Raw genomic sequence first — 26,435 nt, 5'->3', positions numbered from 1 at the left:
AGACACGAGGTGTCCCCCCCTTCTTTGGGAGCCTGAAAGAAGCCGGCCTGCGAGGCGTGCTTGCATCGCTTGTGCCGGTCGCGGCGCTGGCGGTGGTGTCTGCGCTGCTCATGGTGCTGGTGCCCTGGCTCTTCGCCCGGCTGATCGATGATCTGGTGGCCGGGCGTGCAGAGGATCTGCTGGCGATGGTGGCGGCATATGCGTTGCTGCTGGGGTGCGGGTTGGTCGTCAGGCATGCGGTCGAGTATCTGGGCTATATGGGTGCGGAACGCATATCCTCGACGATCAGCATCGCCTTCTTCGAGCGGCTGATGCGTAAGACCCCGGCATTCTTCGTCGACAACAACATCGTCGCGATCCGGCAGGCCCAGGCGCGGGGTGCCATGGCGATGAACGTCGTTGTCCAGCTGGGGTCGGGGGTGCTTCTGACGGGCCTGGTGCAGTTCCTGGCCACGATCGTGATGCTCGGTGCTGCCGTGACCCCCGCGATCGCCGCCATTGTCGCGGCCTATGGCCTGGCCTTCACCGGTGTTACCTGGCTGGCCGCGTCACGCACGCGCGGGCATCTGGATGCAGCGATCGATGCCGATCAGCAGGTGGCGCAGGTCTTCGGCAATGTAATCGGCGCCGTAGAGGCGGTGCGGCAGGTGGGAGGCACCGCCTGGGCGCGCGATCATCATCAAAGGCAGATGCACGGGCTGTTGGATCGCTGGGCTGCCTATTGCCGGCGGCGGATCGCCTATGCCGCCATATATGGCGTGGCGCTGGCCTTGCAGATCGCCATCACCTTCGCGCTGCTGCTGCCGGCCTGGCGGGCAGGGCAGCTCACCATCGGCGAGGTGGTGCTGTTCAACACCCTGCTTCTGCAGCTCAATCAGCCTTTCGAGGCCGCCGGCCATGCGATTGATGACGTGGTTCGTTCGCTGGCGCGGCTGCGGCCGCTGTTGCGCATGTGGCAGGCGCCGGAAATGCCGATCCGGCTCCATGCGCAACCGCTGGTGATCCGCGACGGGGCCGTCACTTTCGATCATCTCGGCTATGTTCATGCCGACGGGCGGGGGCTGTCGGGGCTTCGGGCGACGGCGCGGCGCGGCCATGTCACCTGGATCATGGGGGAGACCGGCGCAGGCAAGACCACCTTCATGCGATTGTTGACCCGGGCGCTGGAACCTGGCACCGGGCGGATCCTGATCGACGGTACGGATCTGGCCGGGATCGACCCGGAGGCCTGGTACGCGATCGTGGGCATCGTCCCGCAGGAGCCGGTCCTGATCGCGGACAGCGTGGCGATGAATGTGACCTTCGGCCGGCTCCTCGACGAGGGGCGGCTGAATGCGGCGCTGGCTGCGGCCCGGATGCTTGAGCGCGTCCAGGCCATGCCGGCCGGGCTTGAAACCGTGGTGGGGGAGCGGGGTTTCCGCCTGTCGGGTGGGGAGCGTCAGCGGATTGCCATCGCCCGTGCGCTTTATGGCGACCCCGCCGTGCTGCTGCTCGACGAGGCGGGCTCCGCGCTCGACCCGGCGACGGAGGAGAATATTCTCGACGGTATCCGCCAGATTGTCGATCGGGTGACGGTGATTGCGGTCACCCACCGGCCGGGGGTGATCCGGCCGGGCGATACCGTGATCACGCTGGCCAGTGGCCGATCACCGGTGGTGCGGGAGGACATATGATGAGAATTGCGCTGTTGGGCGGTGTCGATGGCAGCTGGGCTGCCATGCTGCGTGCCGGCGGCCATGTTCTGACCTCGATATGGACGGCGGGCGGTGGTCAGATCGGCGAGATCACCGCAGCGCTTGCCGCGGAACATCATTGCCCGGTCTTCTTCCATCGGTTCCGCCGCGATGATCTGGCGATGCTGCGGCAGACCGGCACCGGGCTGGTGGTGGTGGTCGGCTATCCATGGCTGGTACCGGTCGATCCGGCCCTGCCTGCGGTCAACATCCATCCAAGCCTGCTGCCTGACGGGCGCGGACCCGCCCCTGTGCAATGGATCCTCGCGACCCACCCGGCATCGGCGGGGATCACTGTTCACAAGCTGACGGCAGAGGCCGATGCCGGGGATATTCTGGCGCAGGAGCCGATGACCCTGACCGCCACCGATGATCTGCACACGGTGTTCGCGCGGACCTATTGGCGATCGGCGCAGATGATGGCCGCGATCCTGGCGGATTTTCCACGCGCCTGGGCGGCGGCGGTGCCGCAGCCCGCAACCGGCCGCTGGCCGGCGAGCCACCCCGGGGTCTTCACCATCGGGCCGACGACCCGGGTGGGTGATGCGCTGCACCACTGGCGCGCCTTCGGTCCGGGGCTCGTCGCCTGGAAGGAAGGGGAGGGGCGGACCCGCTGGCCGGTGGCGGTGCGCGGCTGGCAGGAGGCGCATGGCCTGACCCCCGGCATGGTGGTCTCGGATGACGGACGAATCGTGACGCTGGCCGTCATGGACGGTTTCCTGCTGATCGAGGCCACGGGGTGACGCCCAGATAATTGTCTTATAGCGTTATAAGAGTCGTCATTTGACCAGATCCATCAACCCCGCCACCACCGGCCCGTAATCGCTGCCGGACGCACGAAGTGCGGCCTGGATGGTCGGGCGGTCGGTGGGCTTGTTCTGGCTGAGCTTCTGCATGCAGTCGATCCGCTCCACCCGGATGCGGAGGCCGACGACACCCTGGATCAGCCGGTCGACATGGGGCTCCGGTGCCGCATCCAGGGTCCAGCCGGTGGCGGTGCGGGCCTCGAAGGCGGCGATCTGGCGGCGCATCAGATCGAGCAGGCCGTCGCGGTCGTCGATGACCGTCAGCCGGCCGCGGATCTGCAGGCCGACATAGTCCCAGGTCGGCACGTTGACCGGGCTTTCATACCAGGCGGGCGAGATATAGGCATCGGGGCCGTTGACCACCAGCAGGGCCGGCATGCCGGTCGACAGCGCCGCCGCATGGGGGTTGCGCCGGGCCATATGGGCGGCGATGGTGAGACCGGTGATGTCGTCGGGGTCCTGACCTTCGGTAATCACCGGCAGCGAGGTGGCGAGCGGCAGGCCGTCGGCGCCCGCGGTCACCAGCGTGCCGAAGGGGAAGCGGGCCAGCCAGCCCAGAATGGCGGCGGGGTCGTCGGTGCGGTAATGGGCGGGCACGTACATCGCGGGCGGCATCCATTGGAGGAGGGCAATGCAGATATTGTATTTTGATATCATAAAAGTCACAATAGCCGCGATATCCCCCCCTCCGACCGGAGTTTCCCCGCATGACCGACGACGCACTCGATCCCGCGCTCAGGGCGATGCTGAAGGCCGCCGCTGAGGCCCCCGCCGGGCCGAGCATCCGCGATCTGCCGGTGCCCGAGGCGCGCGCCGCCTATCGCGAGCGCTATCTGATCCGCGGCATCCGCGCCCCCGAAGCGCCGGTCGCGATGACGGAACATGTGCTGGAGCTGCCGGACCGGGTGATCGATGCCCGGCTCTACCGGCCGGCGCGGGCGGGCGATGCCACGGCCCTGCCGCTGGTGATCTATTTCCACGGCGGCGGCTTCGTGGTCGGCGACCCGGCGGCCTATGACAACCAGTCGCGCTGGCTGGCCGACCGGCTGGGCGCGCTGGTCCTGACCCCGGATTACCGCCTGGCGCCGGAACATCCCTTCCCGGCGGCGGTGGCGGATGCCTGGGACGTTTTCACCCTGGTGGCCGGCGATGCCGCGGCCTGGGGCGCCGACCCTGCCGCGATCGGGCTTGCGGGCGACAGCGCCGGCGGCTGCCTGACCCTGGTCACGGCACTCACCGCCCGCGACCGCCCGAACGGCCCGCAGCCGGTGGCGGGTCTGGCGCTCTATCCCGTGACCGATTTCCGCCCGAATGCCGGAGAAGAGGTCAGCTATCCGTCGATGGCGGCCCTCGGCAGAGGCTATTTCCTCGACACCGCCACCATGGACTGGTTCTGCGATCTGTTGCTGACCGGCACCGAAGACGCCCGCGACCCCCGCGCCTCCCCCCTGCTCTGGCCGGATGTCGCCGGCACCTGCCCGATCGTGCTCGCCACCGCCGGCTTCGACCCGCTCTCCGACCAGGGCGACGCCATGGCCGACCGCCTGGCGGCCGCGGGCGTGCCGGTCGACCATCTGCGCCTGCCCGACATGATCCACAACTTCCCCGGCTATGCCGGCCTGTCGGCGGGCGCCGAAGCGGCCTTCGCGCGGGTGGTGGATGCCTTCGGGGCGCGCCTGAGCCGGACGGCGAGAGGGTAACCTCGTGGAAACGCTATCCTATTGATAATCTTAAGAAATAAGACAGGACGAAACAAGATGCATAACCCGTTATGCAAAAGCCCGGACCCGACGGAAATCGGGCGTTTCGGAGACCTCTTGACAAGGGGTTGGAAGGGGGGGAGTTTGAAGCCATGACCATTTGCTCCGGTCATGGAAACCGATCGTGCTAGTCATATTTTCTCCTTTCAGTTTGAAGCCATGACCATTTGCTCCGGTCATGGAAACACCACACTCCGGGAGTAGGAACCGTTTTCGGTTTGAAGCCCTGACCATTTGCTCCGGCCATGGAATCCCCGCAACCCGGTCTTCCCGGGTTGTCGATCGATTCAGCCATCTGACTGCGCGCGGCGCGCCGTTGATGTCCGGCGCTGTTGTTGCCCGGACCTCCACACCCTCACCACCGTCATCCCCGCGAAGGCGGGGATCCACCTTGCTCTCCGGCCGAAGAATGTCGCCTGCCCGGGCGCCGTCGCGCCGCTCCTGATCACCGCAAAGGTGGATCCCCGCCTTCGCGGGGATGACAGAGGAGGTGGCGGAGACGACAGAGGAGGGCGCGGAGATGACGGAGGAGGGCGCGGGGATGACGGAAGGGGCTGACGGGCGAGGTTACGGGGGTGACGGTAGAGGGCGCGTGCAGCGGGTGGCGGCGCCTTGCATCGGACAGCGGCGGTGGGCCGGCCCCTGTCCCGCACGGGCTGAAGGTCCAGACCGGTCAAAGCCCGGTCATCACCGCCACCGGCAGCCGGGTCAGCAGGCCCGAGACCGCGAGTCCGCCGTCGCGGAGCGCCAGTCTTTCACCCGTCAGCACCTCGTGATGGGGGCCGGCGAGCGGGCCTGGGATGTCGATCAGCGTGTCGGCCCAGCCCTCGGCCGGGATCAGCGGCGCGCCGCCTTCGGGGATCAGACGGTCGGCGAGGCGCGAGACCAGGATGATGGCATGGGGCGGCTGGGTCCCCGCTGTCGCGGTGCCCACCCGGGCGAAGGCGAGCAGATGGTCCGCCGCCGGGCCGGTCACCGTCAACGGCAGATAGTCCCCGGTCAGGAACAGGGCAGGATCGCGGGCGCGGAGCGCCAGGATGCGGGCGATCACCGCCTGTTTGGCGGCGTCGTGGTCGCGGGGGGATTCGAGCGCCGCCGCGGGCTCGGTTTCGGCCGCAAGCAGCCCTGCCAGGCGCGCGTGATCCACCGGCCGGCGGTTGTCGGGATCGACCAGCGACAGGTCCCGCACCTCAGATCCGCGATAGATGTCGGGAATGCCGGGGCAGGTCAGCTGCAGCACGGTCTGGGCAAGCGTATTGACCATGGCGGCCGGGGTGATCCGCCGCACCAGCCGGTCCAGCGCTTCGGGAAAGCTGCTGTCGCTGCCCATGATCGCCTGCAGGAAGGCGAGGCAGGCGGCCTCGTAGCCGGTATCCGGTTCCACCCAGTTGGAGCGGCGCTTGCCTTCGCGCAGCGCCTTCCGCCACCAGGCCTCCACCCGGGGCAGGATCTCGCCGGCCGCCGTGTTGCGGGCGGCGCGGGTGGCGTCGAGCCCGGCCGGCCAGACCCCGATCAGCGTCTGATAGAGCATCAGCTCGTCGGCCGGATGCGGCGCCGTATGGCCGTCCAATGACACCTGCGACGGCGCCACCTGCGATGGCATGTTCATCCGCCGCCAGGCCTTCACCGTCCGGCTCCATTCCTCGACCATTTCCGACAGCACGGCCAGGCGCATGCGGTTGTCGGGGCCGCGCTTGTGGTCGTGGGTGGCGGTGGCGAGCAGCCCCATGGGGTGGTGGCGCCGGCGGTCGATGCAGGCCTGGTGAAAGGCGGTGGGCGAGAGCGTCGGCGCGCCGGGCTCGGACCCCACCTCGTTGCACGACAGAAGCGGGGCCTGGCGGTAGAAGACCGTGTCTTCCACGGCCTTGGCGGCAAGCGGTGCGGTCAGCTGCTGAAAGCGGATCAGGGCTGCCCGGCGGAGCATGTCGGGGTCGGCCTCGTCGGTCTGGCCCGCCTCGGCCGAGGCATCGACGCCGCCGCCCTCGATCGCCCGGCCGCCATGCAGCCAGTCGGCCAGCCGCTCCAGCGCCGGGCGGTCGCCGGGCACCACATGGGCGCGGGCGCGGTCGATCGCGCCTGCGATGGTTGCGTCATCGGCGGCATCATGGCCGTCGCCGGTGTCGTAGATCCGGTAGACCGGCACCTGGATCACCACTTCGGTCAGCACCCGGCGGAGCGCCGCGGTGGTCAGGTCGCGGTCGCGGCGGCGGGATCGGGCGAGTGCCGCGAAGGCGCGCACGGTGCGGGCCAGATCGGCCTCGAAAGCCGTGGCCAGGATCTGGCGGCGGGCGGCCTCCACCTCGGCCTCCGGGTCGTCGGGCTCACCCGTCACCTCGCGCCACAGGCTGCGCAGCGGCATCCGGCCCGAGGGATCGTGGAGCAGCCCGCCCAGCTCGGCCATGAAGTCATAGCCGGTGGTGCCCTCCACCGGCCAGTCCTCGGGCAGGCGCTCGCCCGCCGCCAGGATCTTCTCCACCAGGATCAGCGGCGGATGGTCGGCCGCCGCCGCCGGCCGGCGGTCGCGCAAGCCATCCAGCCGGGCCCGCAGGCGCCGGCAATAGCCGCCGGGATCGGCCAGCCCGTCGATATGGTCGATGCGCAGCCCGTCGATCAGCCCGGCGGCATAAAGCTCGAAGATCAGGCCGTGGGTCGCCTCGAACACCTCCGGGTCTTCGACGCGCACGCCCGCCAGCTCGCCGATGTCGAAGAACCGTCGCCAGTTCACCTCGTCGGCCGCGGTGCGCCACCAGGCGAGGCGGTAATGCTGGCTGTCGAGCAGCCGGTGCAGGGCGCGGGGCCCCCCTTCCGGCTCGTGCCCATCTTCGGGCTCGTGATAGCGCGTCAGCAGCCGGTCGGCTTTGGCCGCATCGGGCGTGCCCTCGCCGAAGATCGCCGGCAGATCCTCGTCGCGGATCGGGAACCGCCGGTCATGGGCCAGGGCCCACACCCGCCCGGCCGCGTCGCGGCAGAGCCGCAGCGTGCCCGAGGCGAGTGCGCGGTCGTAATCCTCCCCCAGAAACGGCGCATGAACCTTGCCGTCCCGCTCAGGATCCGGATGGCGCCAGTCGATATCGAACACACGGGCATGGGGGCTGGCCTCGCCCTTCGCCAGCACGTCGGCCCACCACGGGTTCTCGTCGCCGCCGACCGCCATATGATTGGGCACGATGTCGAGTATCAGCCCCATCTCGTGCCGGCGCAGCGCCGCCACCAGCCTCTCCAGCCCGGCCCGGCCGCCGATCTCGTCGGAAATCCGGGTCGGATCGATGACGTCATAGCCATGGGCAGACCCCGCACGCGCGGCCAGGATCGGCGAGGCATAGACATGGCTGATGCCCAGCCGGTGCATATAGCCGACCAGCGCCGCGGCATCGTCGAAAGTGAACCCGGCATTGAACTGCAGGCGCATGGTGGCGCGCGGGGTGACGTTCATGATCTTCTGTGCCCTCTGCCCATTCGGCCCCTTACCATTCGGCCTCTGACCATTCGGCCGCTGAGACGCGGCCCTCCGGCGGGACGTCAACCGGCGCGCGGGCGTCGTGTTCCGTCGGGCGGGCTGGTGGTGTGCAGCCTTGGGCCGCGCGCGCAGAGGGGGCCGGACCGCCTGGGTCAGAAGACGCTTCTGCTCATGTCCGGCTGAGAGGGCGGGAAAGAACAGATCATGTCATGCGCGGGGGGTGACGCTCAAACAAGGCGTCCAGATTGCGACTGCCATGCAGGACCCTGACGGTTTCGGTTTTACCTGCCCTGCCGGCCCATCTCCGCCAGTTCCGCATCAAGCCGGGCAAGAAAGGCCTCACCATCGACGCCTTCGCCGGCGCGCAGAGAGGCCATGCCCGCGGCGATCTTCTCGCGCACGGCGTCACGCTCTGCCATGGTCCGGATTTGATCCTGATGGATCAGATCACGCACATAGTCGCTGAGACTGGCGTATTGGCCGGCCTCGATACGCTGCTGCACCCATTCACGCAACGTCTCCGGCATGGAAACAGTCATGGACGCCATGAGCAGACCTCCCTCAGATCACTGAACCATATCATGCTGGAACTGCAGGCGCATGGTGGCGCGCGGGGCGCTTGGAAAGGCAGTCGGGATTATGAGGGGGCGGATCCGGTCAGCCGCGATCGCCCGGCCGGGGACCGGCATCGATCGACAGCCGCGACTTCTCGTAGATGTCGGATATCCGGTGACCGTTCCATCGGTAGCAGAGATGACGCTCCTGCCGGCCGTTCGACAGCAGTTTCGGGCGGAAGACCGCGGCGCAGAGCCCGGTCTCGTGCCGGACGCTGTGATAGACGATGCCGCCTGCACCGGCTGCGCGCAGCCTCCGGGCAAGGCTCTGGCCTGCGGAATAGTCGGTCGGGTGACAGGCGGCGGCGAACGCCTCCGGCCGGCCGCGCAGGTCGTGAAGCTCGCCCTCCAGATCGATCAGATAGACCCGCATATCCAGGTCCATGGCCTTTTCCGCCGTTGCCCGCATGAAGCGTTCGCGGTGGTAGACGGTCTCGGCGATGGCGGTTTCCAGCGCCGCTGCGGCATAGAACACCCCGAAGCTGCCGTCGGAAAAGCGGCTGCCTTCGGGGTTGAGGTGGGTGAAGGCCGCCATGATGATGCTCGATCCCGGGCCGCTGACCCGTTCGCCGGGGGGGACCAGACTGATCTCGCCCACCTCGTCTCTCAGCCGGGGATTGGTCATGGCTTCCAGTTCAAGGACCGCATCGAGATCTTCCGGTGCGGCGACCCGCTCGAACAGTGAAATCGGCGGAAAGCGGCTGGGGATGATGCGCCAGCACGGCGCCCAGGCAATATGGCTGCGAGAGGGGAGATCCGGGGCCGGATCCGGCGGCTGATCCATCAGCTCCAGCCGCCCCGCGCGGCATCGAGATACTGGCGGACGGCAAGAAGATCGGCCACCTGACCCGACAGCATCCGGTCCAGCGCCGACCGGCCGCCGAATGGGGCCGCGGCATTCGGGCGCGCCACCCAGCCATCGGCCGCGTCAGGGTCCGGAAGCAGCAGCTGCAGGGCCTTGTAGATGCCCAGGATGTAGGAAATCCGCTCCAGCGTATCCTTCGGAAGATTGCGCGCGCCCTCGGTCCGCCACTTGTAGAAGGTGGATCGGCTGGGGCTGCCCAGCAGCGTCATCTGTTGCTCGTTGGAGAGGCGCCACTGTGCGGCAATGTTGAAGAAGGCCCTGAGGCCGGGACCGGAGAGATCCCGGCGATCGGTCCCGGCGGCGGTTCGGGCAGGCGCTGTCATGGGCTGCCTCCTTGATCGGACCTTCAGGATATGGTCCGCAATCATACGACTTCAATGAATTCGTCCGAATCCGGATGGCCGGAAAGCTACCCCGACGCCCGGGCGGGATATGACGCGCGGAGATGGTTCAATAGTCATCATCCCCCTCATCCTCTGAAAACGCCATCCAGGCCCCGAGCTGAGGGCCGTTTCCTGCAGCAGAAACCGATCCTCTGGCCCTGCTTCCACGAAATGGAGGAACCGGCCCGCATCGGTCCAGCGCACCCAGATCCCGACATAGCGCGGACCGGAGCCGTCGGATGTCAGCGGCACAAGGGCGGGCGGGCAGGTGTACCAGTCGGCCGGCGCTTCCCAGACCATGGCGTCGGCCAGCCAGCGACCGTTGCGAACCTCACCGATCCAGGCGGGCAGGCCGAGATCGGCGAGCAGGCGGGTGTAGAGATCCATGATGCACCTCGGTCAGTCACGGGGGCGGCCGATATCCGAAGGCCATTCAGGACGGCACATACACGATCAATCTCGACCTGAACGGCGCACCCTCGAAGCCGCATGGCATGCCGCCGAGCCGGTAGACGGTCATGATGTCGGCGAAATAGGATTCGTGCATCCTTACGAGAGACGAGGCGGCCTTGCACAAGATATGTGCTTCAATTCTGTTGATGAAAAAGAGAAAATCTTCCGAAAATATTTTCTTCACACGATTCCTTATAAAGGTCTTTTTATTATCATTATTGTATTTTTGATATATGTTATCAAAATCTTGTGCAATGCCAATTTTGGTCATTTGCTTTTCCAATTCATGAAAGATCGTCTCTTCCATGTCGTCCCAGGTTTCGCCTGTCTCTGGATAGACATGCTTGTTCATAAGTTCGTCGACGTCCAGGCGGCCGGTCTGTCTTGGATAATGATCCAGCCCGGTGGATATCTGCCCGTTCAGAATCCGGCCGCTCAGAAAGAAATCCAGGCTCTCCCGTATGGCGGCCTGCATGCCGTGCTCATCGGCCATGGGCGGTCTCTCCCGTCAGTATCCATAACGCTCCGGGATATCCGTCTGCTGCGAAAACGCGATCCAGGCCCTCAGCTGACGCGCCAGCAAAGGCCGATCGGTGGCGGCCGCCAGCCACTCTGCCGCGGCGCGGGCGTCGGGCAGAGACCAGCCGGTGCTGTTGAGCGTGGCCCAGGCTTCGGCCTGACGGCCGCTGCTGAGATAGTCGTCGAAAAGCCGGGCCACAGGCGCATCATATCCGTCCATCACATGCCCCTCATAGCGCCACCCGCACCCGCCGCGCCGCGGCAAGGGCGGCGGGCGTGTCGTGCGGAAACCCGGGATCGGTCGCAACCGTGATGCCGGCCTCCCGCAGCCGGGCCATGTGCTGCACCAGCTCCGACGCCCGGCCCTCGAAGACGGGGGTATCGGGGGCGGGGCCCATCGCGCGGACCAGTTTCGCCGCCTCGACCAGATTGATCCCGCGCACCTCCGCCAGGGCCTTGAGCCGGTCCCGGTCGGTGGTCGGGAAGCCCGCGGCGAAGAGGCGCCAGGGGCGATCGTCGGTGAGTACCGCAGAGAGCGCGGTCGACACCACCGACCAGCCGCAAGTCGGGCAGATCAGCCCGCGGGTGGTGGCATCGTGACGCGGGATCATCGGCGTGCCGCAGCGTTCGCAATGGGGCGCGTCTTCAGTCATGGGCAGGCCTGATCGGGGCGGCGGTCATATCCACAGCCGGTCGCGTTTCCGAAAGTCCGGGCGAGGGGGTTTATGAAAGCCCTGTCCATCAAATTCTCTTGTAAAGGATATGAGTCAGGTGCGTGTCCTTCTTCTTCTGGGGCGGATCACAGTCGAATAGAATGCAGATTGTATTTGCCCAACTGAGGGTGGTGAGACTCTTTTTGACATCCTCGGCGTAATATTCTGAATAGGAGGCATCCTCCAGCGCACAGGATATTTCCGACGCCTCTTTGAACATAGCTGCCTCGAATTTATAAGGATCGTAACCGATGTGGAATGAGCTTTGGAAGGGAGACGGGATGGCATCCCCATCTTCCGTGAAATCTTCATCAAAATACCCGGTCATCGCCTCTTCAGACTCAAAATGGCCGAGCCAGATGGAGACGGATTGCGGCTTGATGGTCATTGTCCGGCCCTCTCATTTCTGACGACAGATTCCGGATCGCCCCCGGCCGGAAAAAGGTGCGCGGCGTTTGATGATCCATGCCTGTGCGTGTCATGAGGCTGCCGCCCCACGGGGGTGGATCCTCCACGGGGCGTCTCAATAGGCATCGGACTCGGGGATGAATGCGTCTTCGGAAAAGCTGCACCACGCCGTCATCTGCTTCGTGAAGTCCGAATCTCCGGCAGCTTTGGTCACGATCCAGGTCGCAAATTCAGGGCGATTTCCCGCAACAGGAAACGATCCTCAAGGCCCGTGATCACGACATGGAGGTACGGATCCTTGCTGAACCACCGTGTCCAGATCCCCAGATAGTCCGGCATTGAACTATCCGACGCCAAAGGAATAAGCGCGGGCGGGCAGGTGTACCACGCTGCCGGCGCGTCGTAGCCGATGTCGGCCTGAAAGCGGAAGGCACCCTGGCTGACGTCGTGAAGCCATGCGGGGAGTCCCGATTCTGCCAGTAAGGCGCCATAGGTGTTCATGTCGTCCTCACCCTGAGACTAAGAGGCGACGTTCCCCATGACGCCGCCGCTCAATAATCCTCCCGATCCGGATCGAACGACCTCTGCGAGAAATCCACCCAGGCCCTGAGCTGCGCCGCGATGACCGGATCGGCCACGGCTGCCGCCAGATCGGTGGCGGCCTTGCGGGCGGCGGGCAGTTTCCAGCCGGTGCTGTTCAGGATCGCCCAGGCGCGGAGATGGTCGCCCCGGGCCATGGCATCGGCGAACAGCGCCTCGACCGGCGCGTTGCGGCGCTGCCAGGGGGCGGCGGCAGGATCGTCGGCCAGGGCGGCGCGGCGGGCGCCGGAGAGTTCGAACCAGGCGGCGCCGGGTTCCTCGGGCGAGGGCGTGTCGGCGGCAAAGGGGGTGATGCCCTTGCGGGATAGCCCATCAGCACGAGCGGTGGCCGGGCGTGGGGTGTCGAAGAGCGGCAGATGGACGAGATCGTCAGACTGGTCGCTGTAGTTGCTCGTGTGTTGGTCGAGCGCATCCAGATCGGCGATGCCTGCGGCCGCGGCGAAGGCGCGGATGCCATCGGTTACGTCATCAACTGCCGACATCGCATGCATGGCCAGACGGGCCGCAAATTGCTCCGTCGTCAGTGCGTCTTCTTTCAACAGAAAGCGATCTTCCGGGCCCGCATGTACGAAGTGCAGCGCGCGGCCTCCGGCTGTCCAGCGGATCCAGATGCCGACATAGCTCGGACCGGATCCGTTCGACGTCAGCGGGATGAGGGCCGGCGGGCAGGTGTACCAGTCTGCAGGTGCGTCCCATCCCATTGCGTCCGCCAGCCAGCGGCCGCTGCGGACCTCGCCGATCCAGGCGGGCAGGCCGAGATCGGCGATCACGCGATCGTAGGGCACGATAGGGCAGGCTTCGTCAGTATCCATAACGCTCCGGGATATCCGTCTGCTGCGAAAACGCGATCCAGGCTCTCAGCTGAAGCGCCAGCCCTGGCAGGTCGGTGGCGGCCGCCAGCCGCTCTGCCGCGGCGCGGGCGTCGGGCAGAGACCAGCCGGTGCTGTTGAGCGTGGCCCAGGCTTCGGCCTGACGGCCGCTACTGAGATAGCCGTCGAAAAGCCGGGCCACAGGCGCATCACGCCGCAGCCAGGGGGCGGCGTCGGCATGATCGAGGGCGATGCGCTGTTGCTCTTCGCTGAGTTCGAACCAACAGGCGTCGCGGAAACGCGCGGGGTCGGTGTGTTGGGGGTGGAGGACGCCGTAAGTCGCGACAGCTTCGGGGCCGATGTCGTTTGGGCGCTGGTCGCGAAACATCGGCAGATCCGTCAGTCGCTCGGGATCATCGCCAAAGGCCCTGGCATGTGCCTCGATATCCGAAACAGAAAGCGGCCCGGTTTCCTTGCAGAAGGTGACGATTTCATCGGTGATCGCGCCCTCGAAGGCAATGGCCCTGAGGGTCAGCCACACCGAGAACTGTTCATCCGTCCGTGCGATTTCCCGAAGGAGATGCCCGTTTTCTACGGAACACATCACATAGGTGTGTCGTCGTGGCTCTTCGAACCAACGGACCCAGACCCCAATATAGACCGGGCCGGACCCGTCGCTTGTCAGCGGAATCAATCCTGGCGGGCAGCCGTACCAGTCGGGCGGCCGATTTTCTCCCTGAAATGCATCCGATAGAAGAGCGCCATTTTGGAAATCCGAAATCCATTCACGAGCGTGGAGATTTCTTACGATGTCTTCATACATTTGAGACCAGCCTATACTTATTCTAGAACGCTCATCCATTGGTCGAGTTTTATTTCATGCAGCTGTTGGATGGGCCCGGAGAACAGCTGCCCAGATGTCGTGAGTTGGTGGAGTGCTTCGTGCTCGGCACGAGTCTTAGTCGGTACCAGATTTCGCGCATCGAGTACCTGCGTCGAGAAAGTATTCTTTGGAAAATTCCAGTGATGTACCTCGGCAATGTTGAAGCCGTCTGATCGGGCAAGTTTTTTGAATTCCTTACTTACGGCGCCAAAAGCGTCATCCAGCATCTTCTTGCTTGGTTCGAGGCCGTTGGCGAGATGCTCAAGATATCTCGTGTAGGAGTTTCCGAAGGGGCTTGTGCCTTTGGCGCGCAACGCATCATTCCAATGCTGCAACAGACGCGGGTTGTCCGCAATCGTCTCCAGGCCGAGCATGGCGGGGCGCAGGCCCTCGCCGGGCTGGAGGTTGCGGAGGGCGGCCTGACCACGGGCGAGCATGGTGGGGCAGGGCTTCAGCCCCAGCGGATCCGCCAGTTCGGTGGGGCTTTCGACATAGGCCTGGGGGCGGGGGCCGCCATGCAACCCGATCGGATCCGGCGACAGATACTGCCCGGTTTCGGGGTCGTAATAGCGGTGGCGGTTGTAGTGGAGGCCGGTTTCGGGGTCGTGCCACTGGCCGGGGAAGCGCAGGGGGCAGTCGGTGGCGGCGTCGGGGTCCGGGGTGGCGTTGTCGTTGACGGCGCCCCAGGGGTCGTGGGCGGCGGCCCAGCCCAGGCGGCCGTCGGCGGTGACGAGTTCGCGGGCGAGGCCGATCTGGTCGGTGATCACATACCACAGCCGCTCACCCTGCTGGCGGGCCAGGGGCACGATCTCGCCCGGGGCGTAATGCCAGAGCGTCGCCCTGGCGGCATCGGGCCGGCCGGCGGCATCCAGCGGCAGTTCGGCCACCAGCCGGTCGCCTTCCCAGAGATAGCGGACGGCGTCGGGGCTGGCTGCGCTCGCCGCCTTGCCCCCCGCCACGCTGCCCCCCGCCACGCTGCCCCCCGCCACGCTGCCGCCCGCATCGACGCGGCGGCGCAGGATGCGGCGGTCGAGCGCGTCATAGCCATAGGCCCAGCGGCTGCCGTCGGGGCGGATCACCCCGGTCAGCCGGTCGCGATCATCCCAGACATAGCGCCAGATTTCCGGGCGGAAGCCCGGGCGGTCGGTGCGCCGGGTGACCAGGCGGCCGCGGGCGTCGTAAGCATAGCGGGTATGGCCGCGGGCCAGGATCGCGCCGCCGGGGCCCAGCCGCCACCGGTCCAGGCCGGCAGATGGGGCGATGTCGGGCGGGCTGCCGGGCCGTGCCGCCGTGGTCTCGGCCCCCTCCGGCAGGTCGCGGCCGCGGCCGGCCAGGTTGCGGGCGGCGTCGTAGACGAAGGCCTCCACCTGGGCCGAGCCCTGGGGCCGGCCGGGCAGGGCGCGGGCGATCTGGCCGCGGCCGTCATAGGTGAAGCGCTGTTCGGGCCAGCGGGCATCGCTGATCGCGACCGGCTGGCCGGCGACGTCCCAGCGCCAGCGCCGGTCGACCACCGGCCGGGCATCCGCCCCGCCGGTGACGCGCTGGCCGGTCAACCGGCCGGCCGGGTCGTGGCTCTGGGCCAGGGTGAAGCCCTGCGGATCCTGGCGCAGCGTCTCGCGGCCCAGCGCATCGAAGCTGAAGGCGAGCGTCCCGGGGCCGGCGGTCAGGCCCTTCAGCCGGCCGGCCGGATCCCAGGTGAAGCCGGTGGCGCCCCAGGGGGTCGTCACCCGGCTGCGCGGCCCGGCGCCGGCATGGCTGATCGCCACTTCCAGCCCGTCCTGGATTTCGGCCACCACCCGGCCCAGCGCATCATGGCGCCATTCGGTGACATGGCCGCCCTCTTCGGCGCGCACCGGCCGGCCGGCGGCGTCCCAGCCATAGCGGCGGATGCCCGAGGCGGTTTCTTCGGCGATCAGCCGGTCGGCCTCGTCATAGCTGAAGCGGCGGATGTCGCCATCCGGCTCGTGCCGCTCGATCATCCGGCCGGCGGCATCGCGCAGATAGGTCCAGCTGCGGCCGCCGAAATCGGTCTCGGCGATCAGCCGGCCGTTGCGGTCCCAGGTGAGCGTCGCGGTCTCGCCCAGCGGGTTGGTGATCGCGACCGGCCGGGCGTCGCCGTCATAGGCGATGCGATAGGCGGCACCGGTCGCATCCACCGTCTCGCGCAGCAGATCGAAAGCGCCATAGACATTGCGGGTCTCGCGGCCCAGGGGATCGACCAGCCGGGTGAGATTGCCCTCGCCGTCGTATTCCGCCGTGATCCGGCCGCCATCGGGCAGATCCGCCGCCACCACCCGGCCGCGATCGTCGCGCTGCAGCCGGGTGACGGCGCCGGCGGGGTCGATGCTGACCATCACCTGGCCCAGCCGGTCGTAAGCGAAGCGGCTGGTGGCGCCCGTGGGATCGGTGATCGCGGTGACCCGCCCGGCGGTGTCATAGCTGAGCCGGGTAACGGCGAAGGGCTGGCCCGCACCCGGGCCGGCGGCGATGGCGGTCACCCGGCCTGTGGCGTCATAGCGCCAGCGCATCTCGCCGCCTTCGGGGTCGATGGCCGCGGTCAGCCGGCCCGTGTCGTCGCGGGTCTGGCGCCAGCGATTGCCCAGCGCATCGGTGATCGCGACCGGGCGACCTTCGGCGTCGTAGTCCAGGATTTCGGTGCTGCCGTCGGGATGGGTGATGCCGGTCAGATTGCCGAAACGGTCATGGGTATAGCGGCTGCGCCGGCCCAGCGGGTCGATCACGGCTTCCAGATCGCCGCGCGGCCCCCAGATCTGTTCCGTCACCCCGCCTTCGGGATCGACAGAGCGGATCAGCCGGCCCAGCGCATCATGGGTGTGGGTGGTGACCGCGCCGTCATCGGCCAGGCAGGTGACGGTGCCCGCCGCATCGTCATAGGCGAAGCGGGCGCCGTAGAGCCCGTCGGCGGCGCGGGTTTCCACCACCCGGTCGGCATCGTCGTAGAACAGCTCGGACCAGGTGCTGCCGCCATCCGACCAGCGGGTCACCCGGCCTGTGGCATCGGTTTCATAGCGGTAGATGCCGGTGGTGCGGGCATCGACGAAGGTCAGATGGCCGCGCGCATCGAAGCGGCAGGTCAGCAGGCGGATCGGCGAAAAATCGGCACCGGCCGGGTCCGAGACCAGATCGACCGACAGATAGCGGCCGTCGGGCAGGGTTTCGACCCGAAGATGATGGCCATCGGTATGGCGCACGGCGCGCAACCGGCCGGCGGAGTCGCGGTCCAGATCGATGCGGTTGCCATAGGCATCGCCCATCGCGATCACATAGGCCGGCGGGGCGGCATGGTCGTTGGCGGGGGCGAGCGCGTCGCGCGCCCGCGCGCCGGCCAGCGCCAGCCGGGCCGGCTCCACATCCGGCGTCGGGAAGGCCCACCAGCGGCCCGAGGGCAGGTCGCGAATGGTGGTCTCGGGCCCCCGCACCTCCATCACCCAGCCCGGATGCAGCGGGTTTTCGCCGTCGCCCCAATGGCCGGGCCAGGGGAAGGCCAGTTCGCTGCCGTCTTCGGTCAGCCAGACCAGGGCATCCTGGCCGGCATCATGCAGCAGGCGCTGTGACCAGCTGTCGGTCCAGCGCCGGCCGAAACCGCCGGTGGCGCCCGCCGCACCCGACCGGTGCAGGCGGGTCAGTTCCAGCGGCAGCACGCCCGGAACGGCGATGTCGGTGCGCCAGTCCACCCAGTCGCCGGTCGCCATGTCGACCGGATCCTTCAGGAACTGGCGGATGCGGCCGGGCATGCCGCGCGCGGCCTGAGCCATGCGCCGCGCGCCCGCCGAGGCCAGGCCCCGCGCCCGGGTCATGCCGGTCACGATGGCGCGCGAGGCACCGCGGATCGACTGGCCGGCACCGCGGATCGCGGCCTTGAGCCCGCCGCGCCCGGCCAGCTTGAACAGCCCCTTCACGCCGCCCGGGCCGATGAAGCCGGCGGCGATCACCAGCACCTCGGCCCAGAGCGGGATGCCATCGTCGATCTCCATCACCGTCGCCTGGGGGCCGCCGATCTTCACATCGTCGGAGCCTTCGGTGATCTTGGCGTCGCACTGGATCTTGTCGCCCTCGCGCGCCGCGTTCCAGTTCTCGGCGAAGACGATTTCCGAGCCCTGGGCCACGGGGGCGTTCGGGGTGGGTTCCTTCGAACAGCTCGCCTGGCCATCCATGGCGATGGCGAGCGGGCGGTTGTTGACCAGCACCGTGGGCGCACCCACGGTGATCGCCCCTGTCGATGGCCCCATCATACTGTCGCCGATGGCCGAGCCGATCGATTCGGTGGCGTAGGAAATCGCCGCCCCGGCCACCGCCCCCAGGATCAGCGCGCCGAGACCGCCGGTCGCGACCGCAAAACCGATGGCGAGGCCGATGCCGATGCCGATCGCGGCACCGATCAGGAACCCCGCCAGCTTGTGGGAATGGGCGATGGCGTCCCCGACGCGTGCCGCGCGGCCCATCGGCTCAGGCCTTCCGGAAGCTCTGGATCACCGCCAGCAGGCGGTCGCGCAGGGCCGGCGCCATGTCGACCGGCTTCGTCGCCGTGAAGATCAGCGCCCGGCCATCGGCCTCCACCGCCGCCAGCAGCTGATGGACCAGGCCCTTGTCGGATTTCCACCGCACCTCATAGGCCTCGATCGCCTGATCCCCGATCTCCAGCGGATGGCGGGCGAGCAGCGAGAAGGCCTTCAGCTCCTTGCCCATGCGCTTCACTTCCGCCTCGGCATAGGCGCGGATATCGGTCGCCGGCGGCAGCGGCTCGCGGGTCACCACCAGCGACAGCCCCTGAGACTTCGCCCCCGGGGGCGCGAAGACGTTGACCGACTGGTCCTCCCAGTCGGTGGGCAGATCGAGATGGCCTTCCTGAAGGGCGTACATGGGGCGGGGTCATCCGTGAATGATGGTGGGAAAGAAGACGAGGGCGTTATTTCGTGTGGAGGCCGGGCGGTGCGAAGCCGGGCGTACCGCCGGGGGCGGCCGCCTCGGAGAAGGTCACCGGTTTCAGCACCTCTCCCGACAGCACCTTCGCGCCGGCATCGAGCACCGCATCGCCCGTGCCGCCGTCTTCGGTACCGTCGCCAAAGGGCACCGCGCCGCCCATCAGCGCGCCGATCGCGACCTGGGCCGGATCGGCGCCGCCGGCCACCTGGGCCAGGCCTTGGGTTGCGGCGTCGGCCAGGCTGCCCGACAGGCCCATGCGTTCCATGGCGACCGCGCGGGCGCGTTCGGCCATGCGGGCGCCGGCCCGGCGCAGCAGGTCGGCGGCGGCGACTTCCGGCGCCTGCACCAGCCGGGCGGCCATCGGCAGGATGTCGGGGGTCAGTTCCTGAAGCGGCAGCGTCATGCCGCCGGCCACGGCGTCCTGCAGGCTTGAGAACAGGCCGCCGGCACCGCTCGCGCCGCCCGCCACCGCGCCTGCGGCACCCGTCACTGGCCCCAGATCCGCGGCATAGCCCTGGGCCACGGCGGCGCCGCCGCCCTGAATCGCCTGGGCGGCCTTGCTTTGCAGGGCGGCTTCGGCCGCGCGCGCGATCGCCGGCGGCAGTTCGGGAACGATGTCGGTGCGGTCGCGGGGGCCGAGCATCGGGGCTGCGACCTCGGTGATGGCACCCAGCGCATAATCCTTGATGCCCTGATGGCCGCCCATCACCGGTGCGCCGACGCTGTATCCGGGAAAGGACATGGGGGAGGGATCTCCTGCTATGGCTTCAGATGTCACTCGCAGTTGAGCAGCACGACCTTGCCGTTGACGGCGACGCCTTCGGCCGAGACGGTCACATCGTTGCTCTCGCCGGCATCGACCGTGTGGACCACCTTGCCCTTGGCGACCACGCCTTCGCCGTCGACGGCGGTGAAATTGCTCTCGTCGCGCACGGTCACGATCTTGGCGGTGGACGAGATGATCACGCCCTCGGCCGACAGATCGATGAAATGGCCGTTGGTGAATTCGATCCGCACCCGCTCTCCATCCAGGATGATCCGGCTCTGCTTGTGCTGGATCAGGATCGAGGCCTGCGTCATCACGATCTCGCTGTCGCCCACCCGGCTGCCCCAGAGCGTGCCGGTATCCTGGGTGGAGACATTGGCGGTGTTGACCATGCGGTTGCGGCCGACCAGTTCGGTCTGGTCGCGCTGTGCGCGCATCATCAGCTCTTCCGCCCCGGCCAGATCTTCAAACGTCATTTCGTTGAAGCCGCCGCCGCCGGGGCTGGATGCCGATTTGAAGGCGGTGCGGGTCTTGGTCGCGGGCAGGGTCAGGGGCGGCATGGTGCCGGCATTGGGCACGATGCCGATCGCGAGCGGCCGGTCGGGGTCGCCTTCGACGAAGGAAACCATCACCTCCATGCCGATGCGCGGGATGGTCTGCGCGCCCATATTGCGCCCGCCCCAGGGCTGCATCACCCGCAGCCAGCAGGATGAGCGGTCGTCGCCGGTGGCATAGCGGTCCCAGGGGAACTGCACCTTGATCCGGCCATAGCGGTCGGTGTGGATTTCCTCGCCTGCGGGGCCGACCACGGTCGCCGTCTGGATGCCGTCGATCCGCGGCTGCGGGGTGGTGCGGGCGGGCACGAAACCCACCTCCACCGGCAGGGCGGTGAAGCTGTTCTCGTAGGTCGGCGGCCGCCGGTCGGGCCCCGTGTCATAGGTGGTGTCGATCGCGTGATGGCGGATGCGCACCACCGCATAGCCGCGCCCGGCCTCGTCGGCCGCCGGATGGCCGAAGATGGTGAACGACAGCGCCGGGGCCAGGTCGCGGGCGGTGGAGGCCGCCTGCACCGTGTCATGGCCGGTTTCCATCGCCTGCATCCGCCGCCGGCTGATCCGGGCGCCGGCATCGCGGGTCTGGAAACGGGCATGCCAGTCATAGATCTCGAAGGCGCGGTTGGTCTCCAGCGGCGTGACCGAGGCGGCCTCGCTGGCGAGATCGGTGCCGGGCATCTCGAAATTGTAATCCGACCCTGCCCAGCGCCCGGGCACGAAGCGCCAGGCATGGCGCCAGCGGGTGACGTTGTTCAGGTCGACATCGGTCGCGGCATAGCGCAGCTCCTGCTCGGGCACCGGCACATAGGCATGGGCGCCGTCGGCAAGCGTCAGCACATGGGCGCCGTCGTCGGTATGGGCGAAATAGTAGAAGATGCCGTCTTCTTCCAGCAGCCGCGAGACGAAGGCGAAGCTGCTTTCGCGGTACTGGACGCAATAATCGCGCTTGGGCGGCGTGTTGAGCACGCCCGAGAAATCGTAATCCCGGAAGCCGAATTCCCCGAAGATCTCTTCCAGGATGTCGAGCGTCGACTTGTCCTGAAAGATCCGGCAATCGGTCTTGTGGGTCAATTGCCAGAGCCAGGGGCGCACTTCCAGGTGATAATAGCGCTGGCCCTTGGCGATGGCCGCCCCCGCCACCACCCGCTCGACATGGCCGCTCCACGGCCGGCGGCTGCCGTCGGCACGCTCCAGCGTGAAGGATACCCTGTGGCCGACCAGCTCTGCCGAAGCGATGTCGTCGCGCTTGGCGCGCACCGTCAGCTCGAAGCGGAAGGGCTCCGACAGGGCCTCCTCGCCGACCAGGCGTTCAAGCAGCAGCATGTCGGGCCCGAGCGGGCTGTCGATGGTGAGCAGGCGGCCGTCCTGGATCACATCGCCGAAGAGTGCCGCCAGATCGCCCGACCCGAAAGACGGCGGGCTGGTGAGGTCGGTCATCGGTTCAGGCTTCCATTGCGGCCGGAACGGGCGGATGCGCCGGGGCCAGCATCTCGATCGAGGCGGCGACAAGGGCGGTCAGCGCCACAAGCCGCGCCATCGGCGGCAGGTCCGCCTGCTGCACCGGGCGGCGGATCAGCGTGGTGGTGCTGCCATTGTCGCCGATGAAGCCGCGGATCGCCGCCGCGGGTACGCTGCCGCCGGCTTCCGCCGCGGTGCGGCCCAGCCGGTCGACATAGGCGCGGAAGGCGGCATCGCCCGGCCGGCCCTCGCCCAGATGCCAGAAGCGCAGGCCCGCCTCGGCGCGCACCGCGCAGGTGATGCCGCGGGTGACGGTGGTCTCGGCCGCGCCATGGGCGGCCGGCGCGGTGTCGCGGGCGGCACCGGACCAGGCAAGCCGGGCCCGCCCGCCGGGAGAGGGGGCGGCGGCGCGCAGCTCGTCGTGCAGATAGGTCAGGATCCGGCCGAAGGGCTCGATCCGCGGCCAGATCTCGTCGATCGCGGGCGGGGTTTCGGCACGCAGCGCCGTGTCGACCACCACGGTCAGGTCGAAAAAGGTGCGGTGCAGGCGGTTCAGGGTGTCGTCGAGGGCCATCGGTCGGGTCGTCCTATTCAGCGGAAGGCGGGGTGGGAGACGCGGCAGCGGCCGGATCTGCGGCCAGGGGATCGGCAGGCAGCGGTTCGGCAGGCAGCGGATCGCCCAGCCCGCGGACCACGCCGCCGAGCGAGCGGATCATGCCGCCCATTTCGGCCATGCCGCCGTCGGAGGATCGCACCACCACCCGCCCCGGCGGGCGATTGGCGGCAACGGCCCGGCGAAGTGCCGCACGGGCCTCGGCCTCGGCCGGATCGGCGGCCTCGTCGCGCGTGCGCAAAGCGGAAAGCTGTACGGTTAGCGCATCAAGCTGCCGCGCGCGCAGCGCGCGGTCCCGCTCGGCCTCGGCGGCCAGCGCCTCGGCCTTCAGCGCGATGGCGCGGGCGGTTTCGGCACGGCTGGCGGCGTCCGGCAGCAGCGGCGGCGGCAGCACGTCCGAGGTTCCGGTGGCGAAGCCGCCGCCCGACATCTTCATCGTGGCCGCAAAAGTCTTGGGCGGCGCGCCGGTATCGAAGCTCGCAACCGGCGTGCCGGCCTCTTCGGGCCGGTCCAGCCCGGCCAGATCGGCGCCGGAACAGGCGGCCCAGACAGGGGCCGCCGCCAGAACGACGGTGAGCGAGCGCAGACGTCTGGTCCTCGGAGACATGGCGTGCCGGGGTTTGTGACGGAGGAAGGGGGGAGATAGAGGAAAGGAGGTCCGGGCAGCACGGAACCCGAGCGGGAGAGGGGCCGCGGGCGCAGCCGGCGCGGGCGGCCCCATGAACGGCATCGGATCCCATGGTGATCGGGCAGGATGGCCCGATCATGCGTGACCGGTCAGGACTTCCGGGTGGTGGCGATGTCGTAGCCGGCGGCGATGTTGTTCAGCGGCCGGTTGTTGGCATCGTAGGTGGTGTACTTCATGTCCACGCGGGTGAAGTTCAGCGTGATTTCCTCGACCGGGCGATCGCCCGAGGTGTTGATCTGGTACCCGCTCACCAGCGTGTCGGTGAGGGTGTATTCCATGTAGGTGTTGCCGGGATTGCCCGTGGTGACCAGGTGGATCTGGATCTGCTTGCCCTGATTACCGGTGGCGGCGGCCTCGAACAGCTTCAGCGACGAACCGTCCATCAGCTTGGTGATGTGCACTTCGCCGATCACCGGCTCCGAGGCTTCGCGGTTCTGGGCCGAACCAGAGGGGGTGGAGACTGCCCGGTGGGTGCCCCAGGTCATCGACGACACGTCGATCCAGTTCTTGTGGGTCTCGTGGGTGGCGTCACCCTGAATTCCCTCGATATTCAGATAGATCATTGCGTTCCTCTACGCCTCTTTCGGGTTCATGGATGCCGTTTCCGGAGCAAGCGGGAAGTACCTCTTATTCGAGGCTCGCAGTTTCCGCCGGTTCCCGCTAACGTTTTTTCACTGAGTCCGAAATTGAGTCAATGGTCGTTTCGTGAAATCCGGTTTTTACCTCTGAACATTGCGTCACGTCTTTCAATTAACAGCTTATTAACCTTTTTTGGTCACAGGCCCGACGGCAGAGTGAGGCAGGCTGCGGGCTTCGGAACAGGTGCCCGGATGTGCAACCCAGAGGTTGGTGAAGATGAAATCAACACTCCGTAACGTGTTTGTCGGCGGCTGTCTGATGCTCTGCCCCCAGGCGCTGGCGGCGGATCCCGAGGGCGCGCGTATGGCCGCCCCGCATTTCGGAACGGTGCAGCTGACCAGCGGCTTCGTGCAGGACCCCTATCCGGTGGGTGTGATCGGCGGCGGCACCGTGCCGGCGGCGGATTTCGTGGCCGGATGCCCGGGATTCCTGGGCGGCGATCGTCCGGATCTGGTTCTGGATTTTCAGGCGGGTAACCGGCCGCTGCATCTTTATGCGGTTGCCGCCAGCGATACGGCCCTGGTGGTGGGCTTCCCCGACGGCAGCTGGCGCTGCGCCGATGACGGGGCGGCGGGGGATCGCAACCCGGCGCTGACCATCGATGCCCCGGCCTCGGGCCGCTATGCGATCTGGCTGGCGGGGGTCGAGCGTCGGGATCTGCCGGTGCCCGGTGCCGTGATCGTGAGCGAAGTGGAACCTTATCGCTGATGGGTTCCATGACAGTTTTGACCGGTTCTATCTGCTGTGCCGGAACGACCCTAAAAATGCTCCACCCGGTCACAGGCGGTTTTGCCTATCACTGAGAAAGCGAGACGACAGATTTCCCTGTGGCGTGGCAATTCGCGCAAATGCAGGAAAACTGCCGACTCAGGCAGACACCTCGCGCCGCGTTTCGACGACATCTGATGCTTTGGATGACCGATGATCGCGGAAAGATGACTGAACGATGACTGTCACAGCCCCCGAAGGTGACCGCGATGCACATGCGGGGGTCTTGTCACACCAGACAGGAAAGCCCCATCCGGTGCCGCCCAGCCCGAAGATCGATCCTGCCGTTCAGGCCCTGCTGGACCCGATTGCGGGGGCCCGCCCCGCGGGTGAGGACCCGCGCGAGGATTACCGGGTCGATGCCCCGTTCCGGCGTCTGAAGGATCTGCGCTCCGCCGCCCGCGCCGCCGAACGCGCGGCCGAGGTGGAAGACGAACCCCAGGCGCCGGCCGAACACTGGCCCGAGATCGACCGCCTGGCCGCCGACCTGCTGCGCCACAAGGCCAAGGATCTGGAGGTGGCCGGGCTGCTGATCGAGGCTGAGGTGCGGCTCAACGGCTTTGCCGGCCTGGCTTTCGGTTTCGACGTGGCGACCGGTCTGATCCGCGATTTCTGGGATGGGCTGTGGCCCGCCCCGGATGAAGAGGGTATCGCCTCGCGCGTGCGGCCGCTGATGGCACTGAACGGCGAAAGCGGCGACGGCGTGCTGGTCCAGGCGATCCGCAAGGTGCCGGTGCTGGGGCCGCAGGGCCGCGGCATCGCCCTCTGGCAGATCGATCAGGCGGTGGAACTGGGCCGGCTGGAGCCGGATCGCCGCGAACAGCGCCTGGCCAAGGGTGCCGCCAGCATGGCGATGATCGAAGCCGCCGGCCGCGAGATGACCAGCGCCGATATCGATCATGCCCAGGCCGGCATCGCCGCCGCCCGCGCGGCGCTGGCGCGGCTGGATGCGGCACTCGACCAGGCCGCCGGCCGCGACGCCCCGCCGCTGGCCCGCATCCGCCAGGTGCTGGAGGCCGCCGAACAGGGGCTGCGCCTGGGCCTTGGCGCCCGGGCGCCCCGGACCCCGGAGCCTGTTGCCGGGACGGCCGCACCGTCCGGCGATCGACCGGCGGAGGAAACGGCCGCGGCACCGGCCGTCGCTGCACCGGTGCCGGCCGGCATGGCCCTGCCGGTGACCGCCATCGCCACCCGCGAGGACGCCTTTCGGGTGATCGAGGCGGTGGCGGGCTGGTTCCGCACCGCCGAGCCGCATTCCCCCATCGCCTACACCCTGGACGAGGCGGTCCGCCGGGGCCGCCTGCCGCTGACCGATCTGATCACCGAACTGATCCGCGACGAGACCGCCCGGCGCGATTTCCTGATCGCCGCCGGGATCAAGCCGGCCGACGCCGCCTGACGTCGACAGACCCGACCCCGACCCACGCCGACCGCATTGCGCATAGCAAGGGCACCCACGAGGAACACCATGTCCGCGACCAGTATCCATGAAAAGCTGAACCGGGTGCGCAAGCCCCGGGTTCACATCACCTACCAGGTCGAGACCGAAGGCGCCGTCGTCGACAAGGAACTGCCCTTCGTCATCGGCGTGCTGGGGGATTTCTCGGGCGATCCCGACCCCGAACGGCCGCTGGCGCCACTGCGCGACCGCAAATTCGTGCAGATCGACCGCGACAATTTCGACGACGTCATGGCCCGCATCGCGCCGCGGCTGGACCTGCGCGTCGAAAACACGCTGGCCGGCGACGGCAGCGAAATGGCGGTGCATCTCAACTTCGCCAGCCTGGACGATTTCGAGCCCGGTGCGGTGGTCCGCCAGGTGGAGCCGCTGCGCCGGCTGCTGGAAACGCGCGAGAAGCTGCGCGACCTGATGGGCAAGGTCGACCGCTCGGAAGAGCTGGAAGACCTGCTTGAACGCGTGCTGCAGGACGATGCCCGGCTGGCCGAGCTGTCGGATGCCCTGGGTGTTCGCGCCCCCGTCGACCACAAGCCCGGGGAGTAA

26 protein-coding genes are annotated in these 26,435 nt (G+C 67.8%); 6 read left to right on the top strand and 20 right to left on the bottom strand.

The features are described 5' to 3' along the window. Positions 1–56: 56 nt before the first annotated feature. Positions 57–1,673, top strand: coding sequence for an ABC transporter ATP-binding protein (locus tag WI697_RS18515; RefSeq protein ID WP_345959492.1), 1,617 nt, complete (start codon positions 57–59; stop codon positions 1,671–1,673). Continuing rightward, positions 1,670–2,476 (top strand): formyltransferase family protein, encoded by an 807-nt coding sequence (locus tag WI697_RS18510; protein WP_345959491.1) that lies wholly within the window; start codon positions 1,670–1,672, stop codon positions 2,474–2,476. The genes WI697_RS18515 and WI697_RS18510 overlap by 4 nt, the downstream gene beginning before the upstream one ends. A 36-nt stretch (positions 2,477–2,512) precedes the next feature. Here the strand turns inward: WI697_RS18510 and WI697_RS18505 are convergent, their stop codons facing one another. Continuing rightward, positions 2,513–3,142, bottom strand: coding sequence for an FMN-binding negative transcriptional regulator (locus WI697_RS18505; protein ID WP_345959490.1), 630 nt, complete (start codon positions 3,140–3,142; stop codon positions 2,513–2,515). Between the two features lie 104 nt (positions 3,143–3,246). Here WI697_RS18505 and WI697_RS18500 point away from each other — a divergent pair, with 104 nt between their 5' ends. Beyond that, a complete protein-coding gene (locus tag WI697_RS18500; RefSeq protein WP_345959489.1) occupies positions 3,247–4,239 on the top strand; it encodes an alpha/beta hydrolase in 993 nt (330 codons plus the stop codon). 733 nt (positions 4,240–4,972) lie between these two features. Here the strand turns inward: WI697_RS18500 and treY are convergent. From treY to WI697_RS18405, 19 genes are all read right to left on the bottom strand, one after another. Then, the gene (gene treY / locus WI697_RS18495; protein ID WP_345959488.1) at positions 4,973–7,732 is read right to left on the bottom strand and encodes a malto-oligosyltrehalose synthase; all 2,760 of its coding nucleotides are present in this window, start codon (positions 7,730–7,732) and stop codon (positions 4,973–4,975) included. Positions 7,733–8,037: 305 nt separating this feature from the next. Continuing rightward, positions 8,038–8,304, bottom strand: coding sequence for a ribbon-helix-helix domain-containing protein (locus WI697_RS18490; protein ID WP_296719789.1), 267 nt, complete (start codon positions 8,302–8,304; stop codon positions 8,038–8,040). Positions 8,305–8,413: 109 nt separating this feature from the next. Continuing rightward, positions 8,414–9,154 carry an RES family NAD+ phosphorylase gene (locus tag WI697_RS18485; protein WP_345959487.1) on the bottom strand — a complete coding sequence of 247 codons (741 nt, stop codon included), beginning with the start codon at positions 9,152–9,154 and terminating at the stop codon, positions 8,414–8,416. Then, positions 9,154–9,558 (bottom strand): MbcA/ParS/Xre antitoxin family protein, encoded by a 405-nt coding sequence (locus tag WI697_RS18480; protein ID WP_345959486.1) that lies wholly within the window; start codon positions 9,556–9,558, stop codon positions 9,154–9,156. Before WI697_RS18480 ends, WI697_RS18485 begins: the two co-directional genes overlap by 1 nt. 51 nt (positions 9,559–9,609) lie before the next feature. After that, positions 9,610–10,005: a hypothetical protein gene (locus tag WI697_RS18475; protein ID WP_345959485.1), complete on the bottom strand. Its 396-nt coding sequence runs from the start codon at positions 10,003–10,005 to the stop codon at positions 9,610–9,612. Between the two features lie 46 nt (positions 10,006–10,051). After that, positions 10,052–10,564, bottom strand: coding sequence for a hypothetical protein (locus WI697_RS18470; protein WP_345959484.1), 513 nt, complete (start codon positions 10,562–10,564; stop codon positions 10,052–10,054). Positions 10,565–10,579: 15 nt separating this feature from the next. Then, positions 10,580–10,810 carry a hypothetical protein gene (locus WI697_RS18465; protein ID WP_345959483.1) on the bottom strand — a complete coding sequence of 77 codons (231 nt, stop codon included), beginning with the start codon at positions 10,808–10,810 and terminating at the stop codon, positions 10,580–10,582. A 10-nt stretch (positions 10,811–10,820) separates the two neighbouring features. After that, entirely contained in the window at positions 10,821–11,243 is a 423-nt protein-coding gene (locus tag WI697_RS18460; protein WP_345959482.1) for a hypothetical protein, read from the bottom strand. 88 nt (positions 11,244–11,331) lie between these two features. Beyond that, positions 11,332–11,691, bottom strand: coding sequence for an immunity 22 family protein (locus WI697_RS18455; RefSeq protein ID WP_345959481.1), 360 nt, complete (start codon positions 11,689–11,691; stop codon positions 11,332–11,334). Between the two features lie 230 nt (positions 11,692–11,921). Next, on the bottom strand, positions 11,922–12,212 hold the full coding sequence (locus WI697_RS18450) for a hypothetical protein (RefSeq protein ID WP_345959480.1): 291 nt from the start codon (positions 12,210–12,212) through the stop codon (positions 11,922–11,924). Positions 12,213–12,262: 50 nt separating this feature from the next. Next, positions 12,263–13,096 (bottom strand): hypothetical protein, encoded by an 834-nt coding sequence (locus tag WI697_RS18445; protein WP_345959479.1) that lies wholly within the window; start codon positions 13,094–13,096, stop codon positions 12,263–12,265. Positions 13,097–13,112: 16 nt separating this feature from the next. After that, positions 13,113–13,943, bottom strand: coding sequence for a hypothetical protein (locus WI697_RS18440; RefSeq protein WP_345959478.1), 831 nt, complete (start codon positions 13,941–13,943; stop codon positions 13,113–13,115). A gap of 17 nt (positions 13,944–13,960) precedes the next feature. Beyond that, positions 13,961–18,466: an RHS repeat-associated core domain-containing protein gene (locus tag WI697_RS18435; RefSeq protein WP_345959477.1), complete on the bottom strand. Its 4,506-nt coding sequence runs from the start codon at positions 18,464–18,466 to the stop codon at positions 13,961–13,963. A 4-nt stretch (positions 18,467–18,470) separates the two neighbouring features. Further along, positions 18,471–18,884, bottom strand: coding sequence for a DUF1795 domain-containing protein (locus WI697_RS18430; RefSeq protein ID WP_296719815.1), 414 nt, complete (start codon positions 18,882–18,884; stop codon positions 18,471–18,473). Between the two features lie 46 nt (positions 18,885–18,930). Then, a complete protein-coding gene (locus WI697_RS18425; protein WP_345959475.1) occupies positions 18,931–19,689 on the bottom strand; it encodes a hypothetical protein in 759 nt (252 codons plus the stop codon). A 32-nt stretch (positions 19,690–19,721) separates the two neighbouring features. Continuing rightward, positions 19,722–21,704 carry a type VI secretion system Vgr family protein gene (locus WI697_RS18420; RefSeq protein ID WP_345959473.1) on the bottom strand — a complete coding sequence of 661 codons (1,983 nt, stop codon included), beginning with the start codon at positions 21,702–21,704 and terminating at the stop codon, positions 19,722–19,724. A gap of 4 nt (positions 21,705–21,708) precedes the next feature. Next, positions 21,709–22,299 carry a hypothetical protein gene (locus WI697_RS18415; RefSeq protein WP_062763853.1) on the bottom strand — a complete coding sequence of 197 codons (591 nt, stop codon included), beginning with the start codon at positions 22,297–22,299 and terminating at the stop codon, positions 21,709–21,711. Positions 22,300–22,312: 13 nt separating this feature from the next. Next, positions 22,313–22,945, bottom strand: coding sequence for a hypothetical protein (locus tag WI697_RS18410; RefSeq protein ID WP_345959472.1), 633 nt, complete (start codon positions 22,943–22,945; stop codon positions 22,313–22,315). 170 nt (positions 22,946–23,115) lie between these two features. Further along, complete coding sequence (locus tag WI697_RS18405; protein WP_014747172.1) at positions 23,116–23,589, bottom strand: Hcp family type VI secretion system effector; 474 nt, start codon at positions 23,587–23,589, stop codon at positions 23,116–23,118. Between the two features lie 292 nt (positions 23,590–23,881). Between WI697_RS18405 and WI697_RS18400 the strand changes: the two genes are divergently transcribed. From WI697_RS18400 to tssB, 3 genes are all read left to right on the top strand, one after another. Continuing rightward, the gene (locus tag WI697_RS18400; protein WP_231889398.1) at positions 23,882–24,373 is read left to right on the top strand and encodes a peptidase S1; all 492 of its coding nucleotides are present in this window, start codon (positions 23,882–23,884) and stop codon (positions 24,371–24,373) included. 316 nt (positions 24,374–24,689) lie between these two features. Next, positions 24,690–25,832 (top strand): type VI secretion system protein TssA, encoded by a 1,143-nt coding sequence (tssA, locus tag WI697_RS18395; protein ID WP_345959471.1) that lies wholly within the window; start codon positions 24,690–24,692, stop codon positions 25,830–25,832. 69 nt (positions 25,833–25,901) lie between these two features. Further along, a complete protein-coding gene (gene tssB / locus WI697_RS18390; protein WP_345959470.1) occupies positions 25,902–26,435 on the top strand; it encodes a type VI secretion system contractile sheath small subunit in 534 nt (177 codons plus the stop codon).

Origin of the sequence: Tistrella mobilis (assembly GCF_039634785.1) — a bacterium.
Taxonomy (GTDB): domain Bacteria; phylum Pseudomonadota; class Alphaproteobacteria; order Tistrellales; family Tistrellaceae; genus Tistrella; species Tistrella mobilis.
The sequence above is the reverse complement of the archived record's forward strand: the minus strand, read 5'-3'. Positions and strand labels throughout refer to the sequence as shown.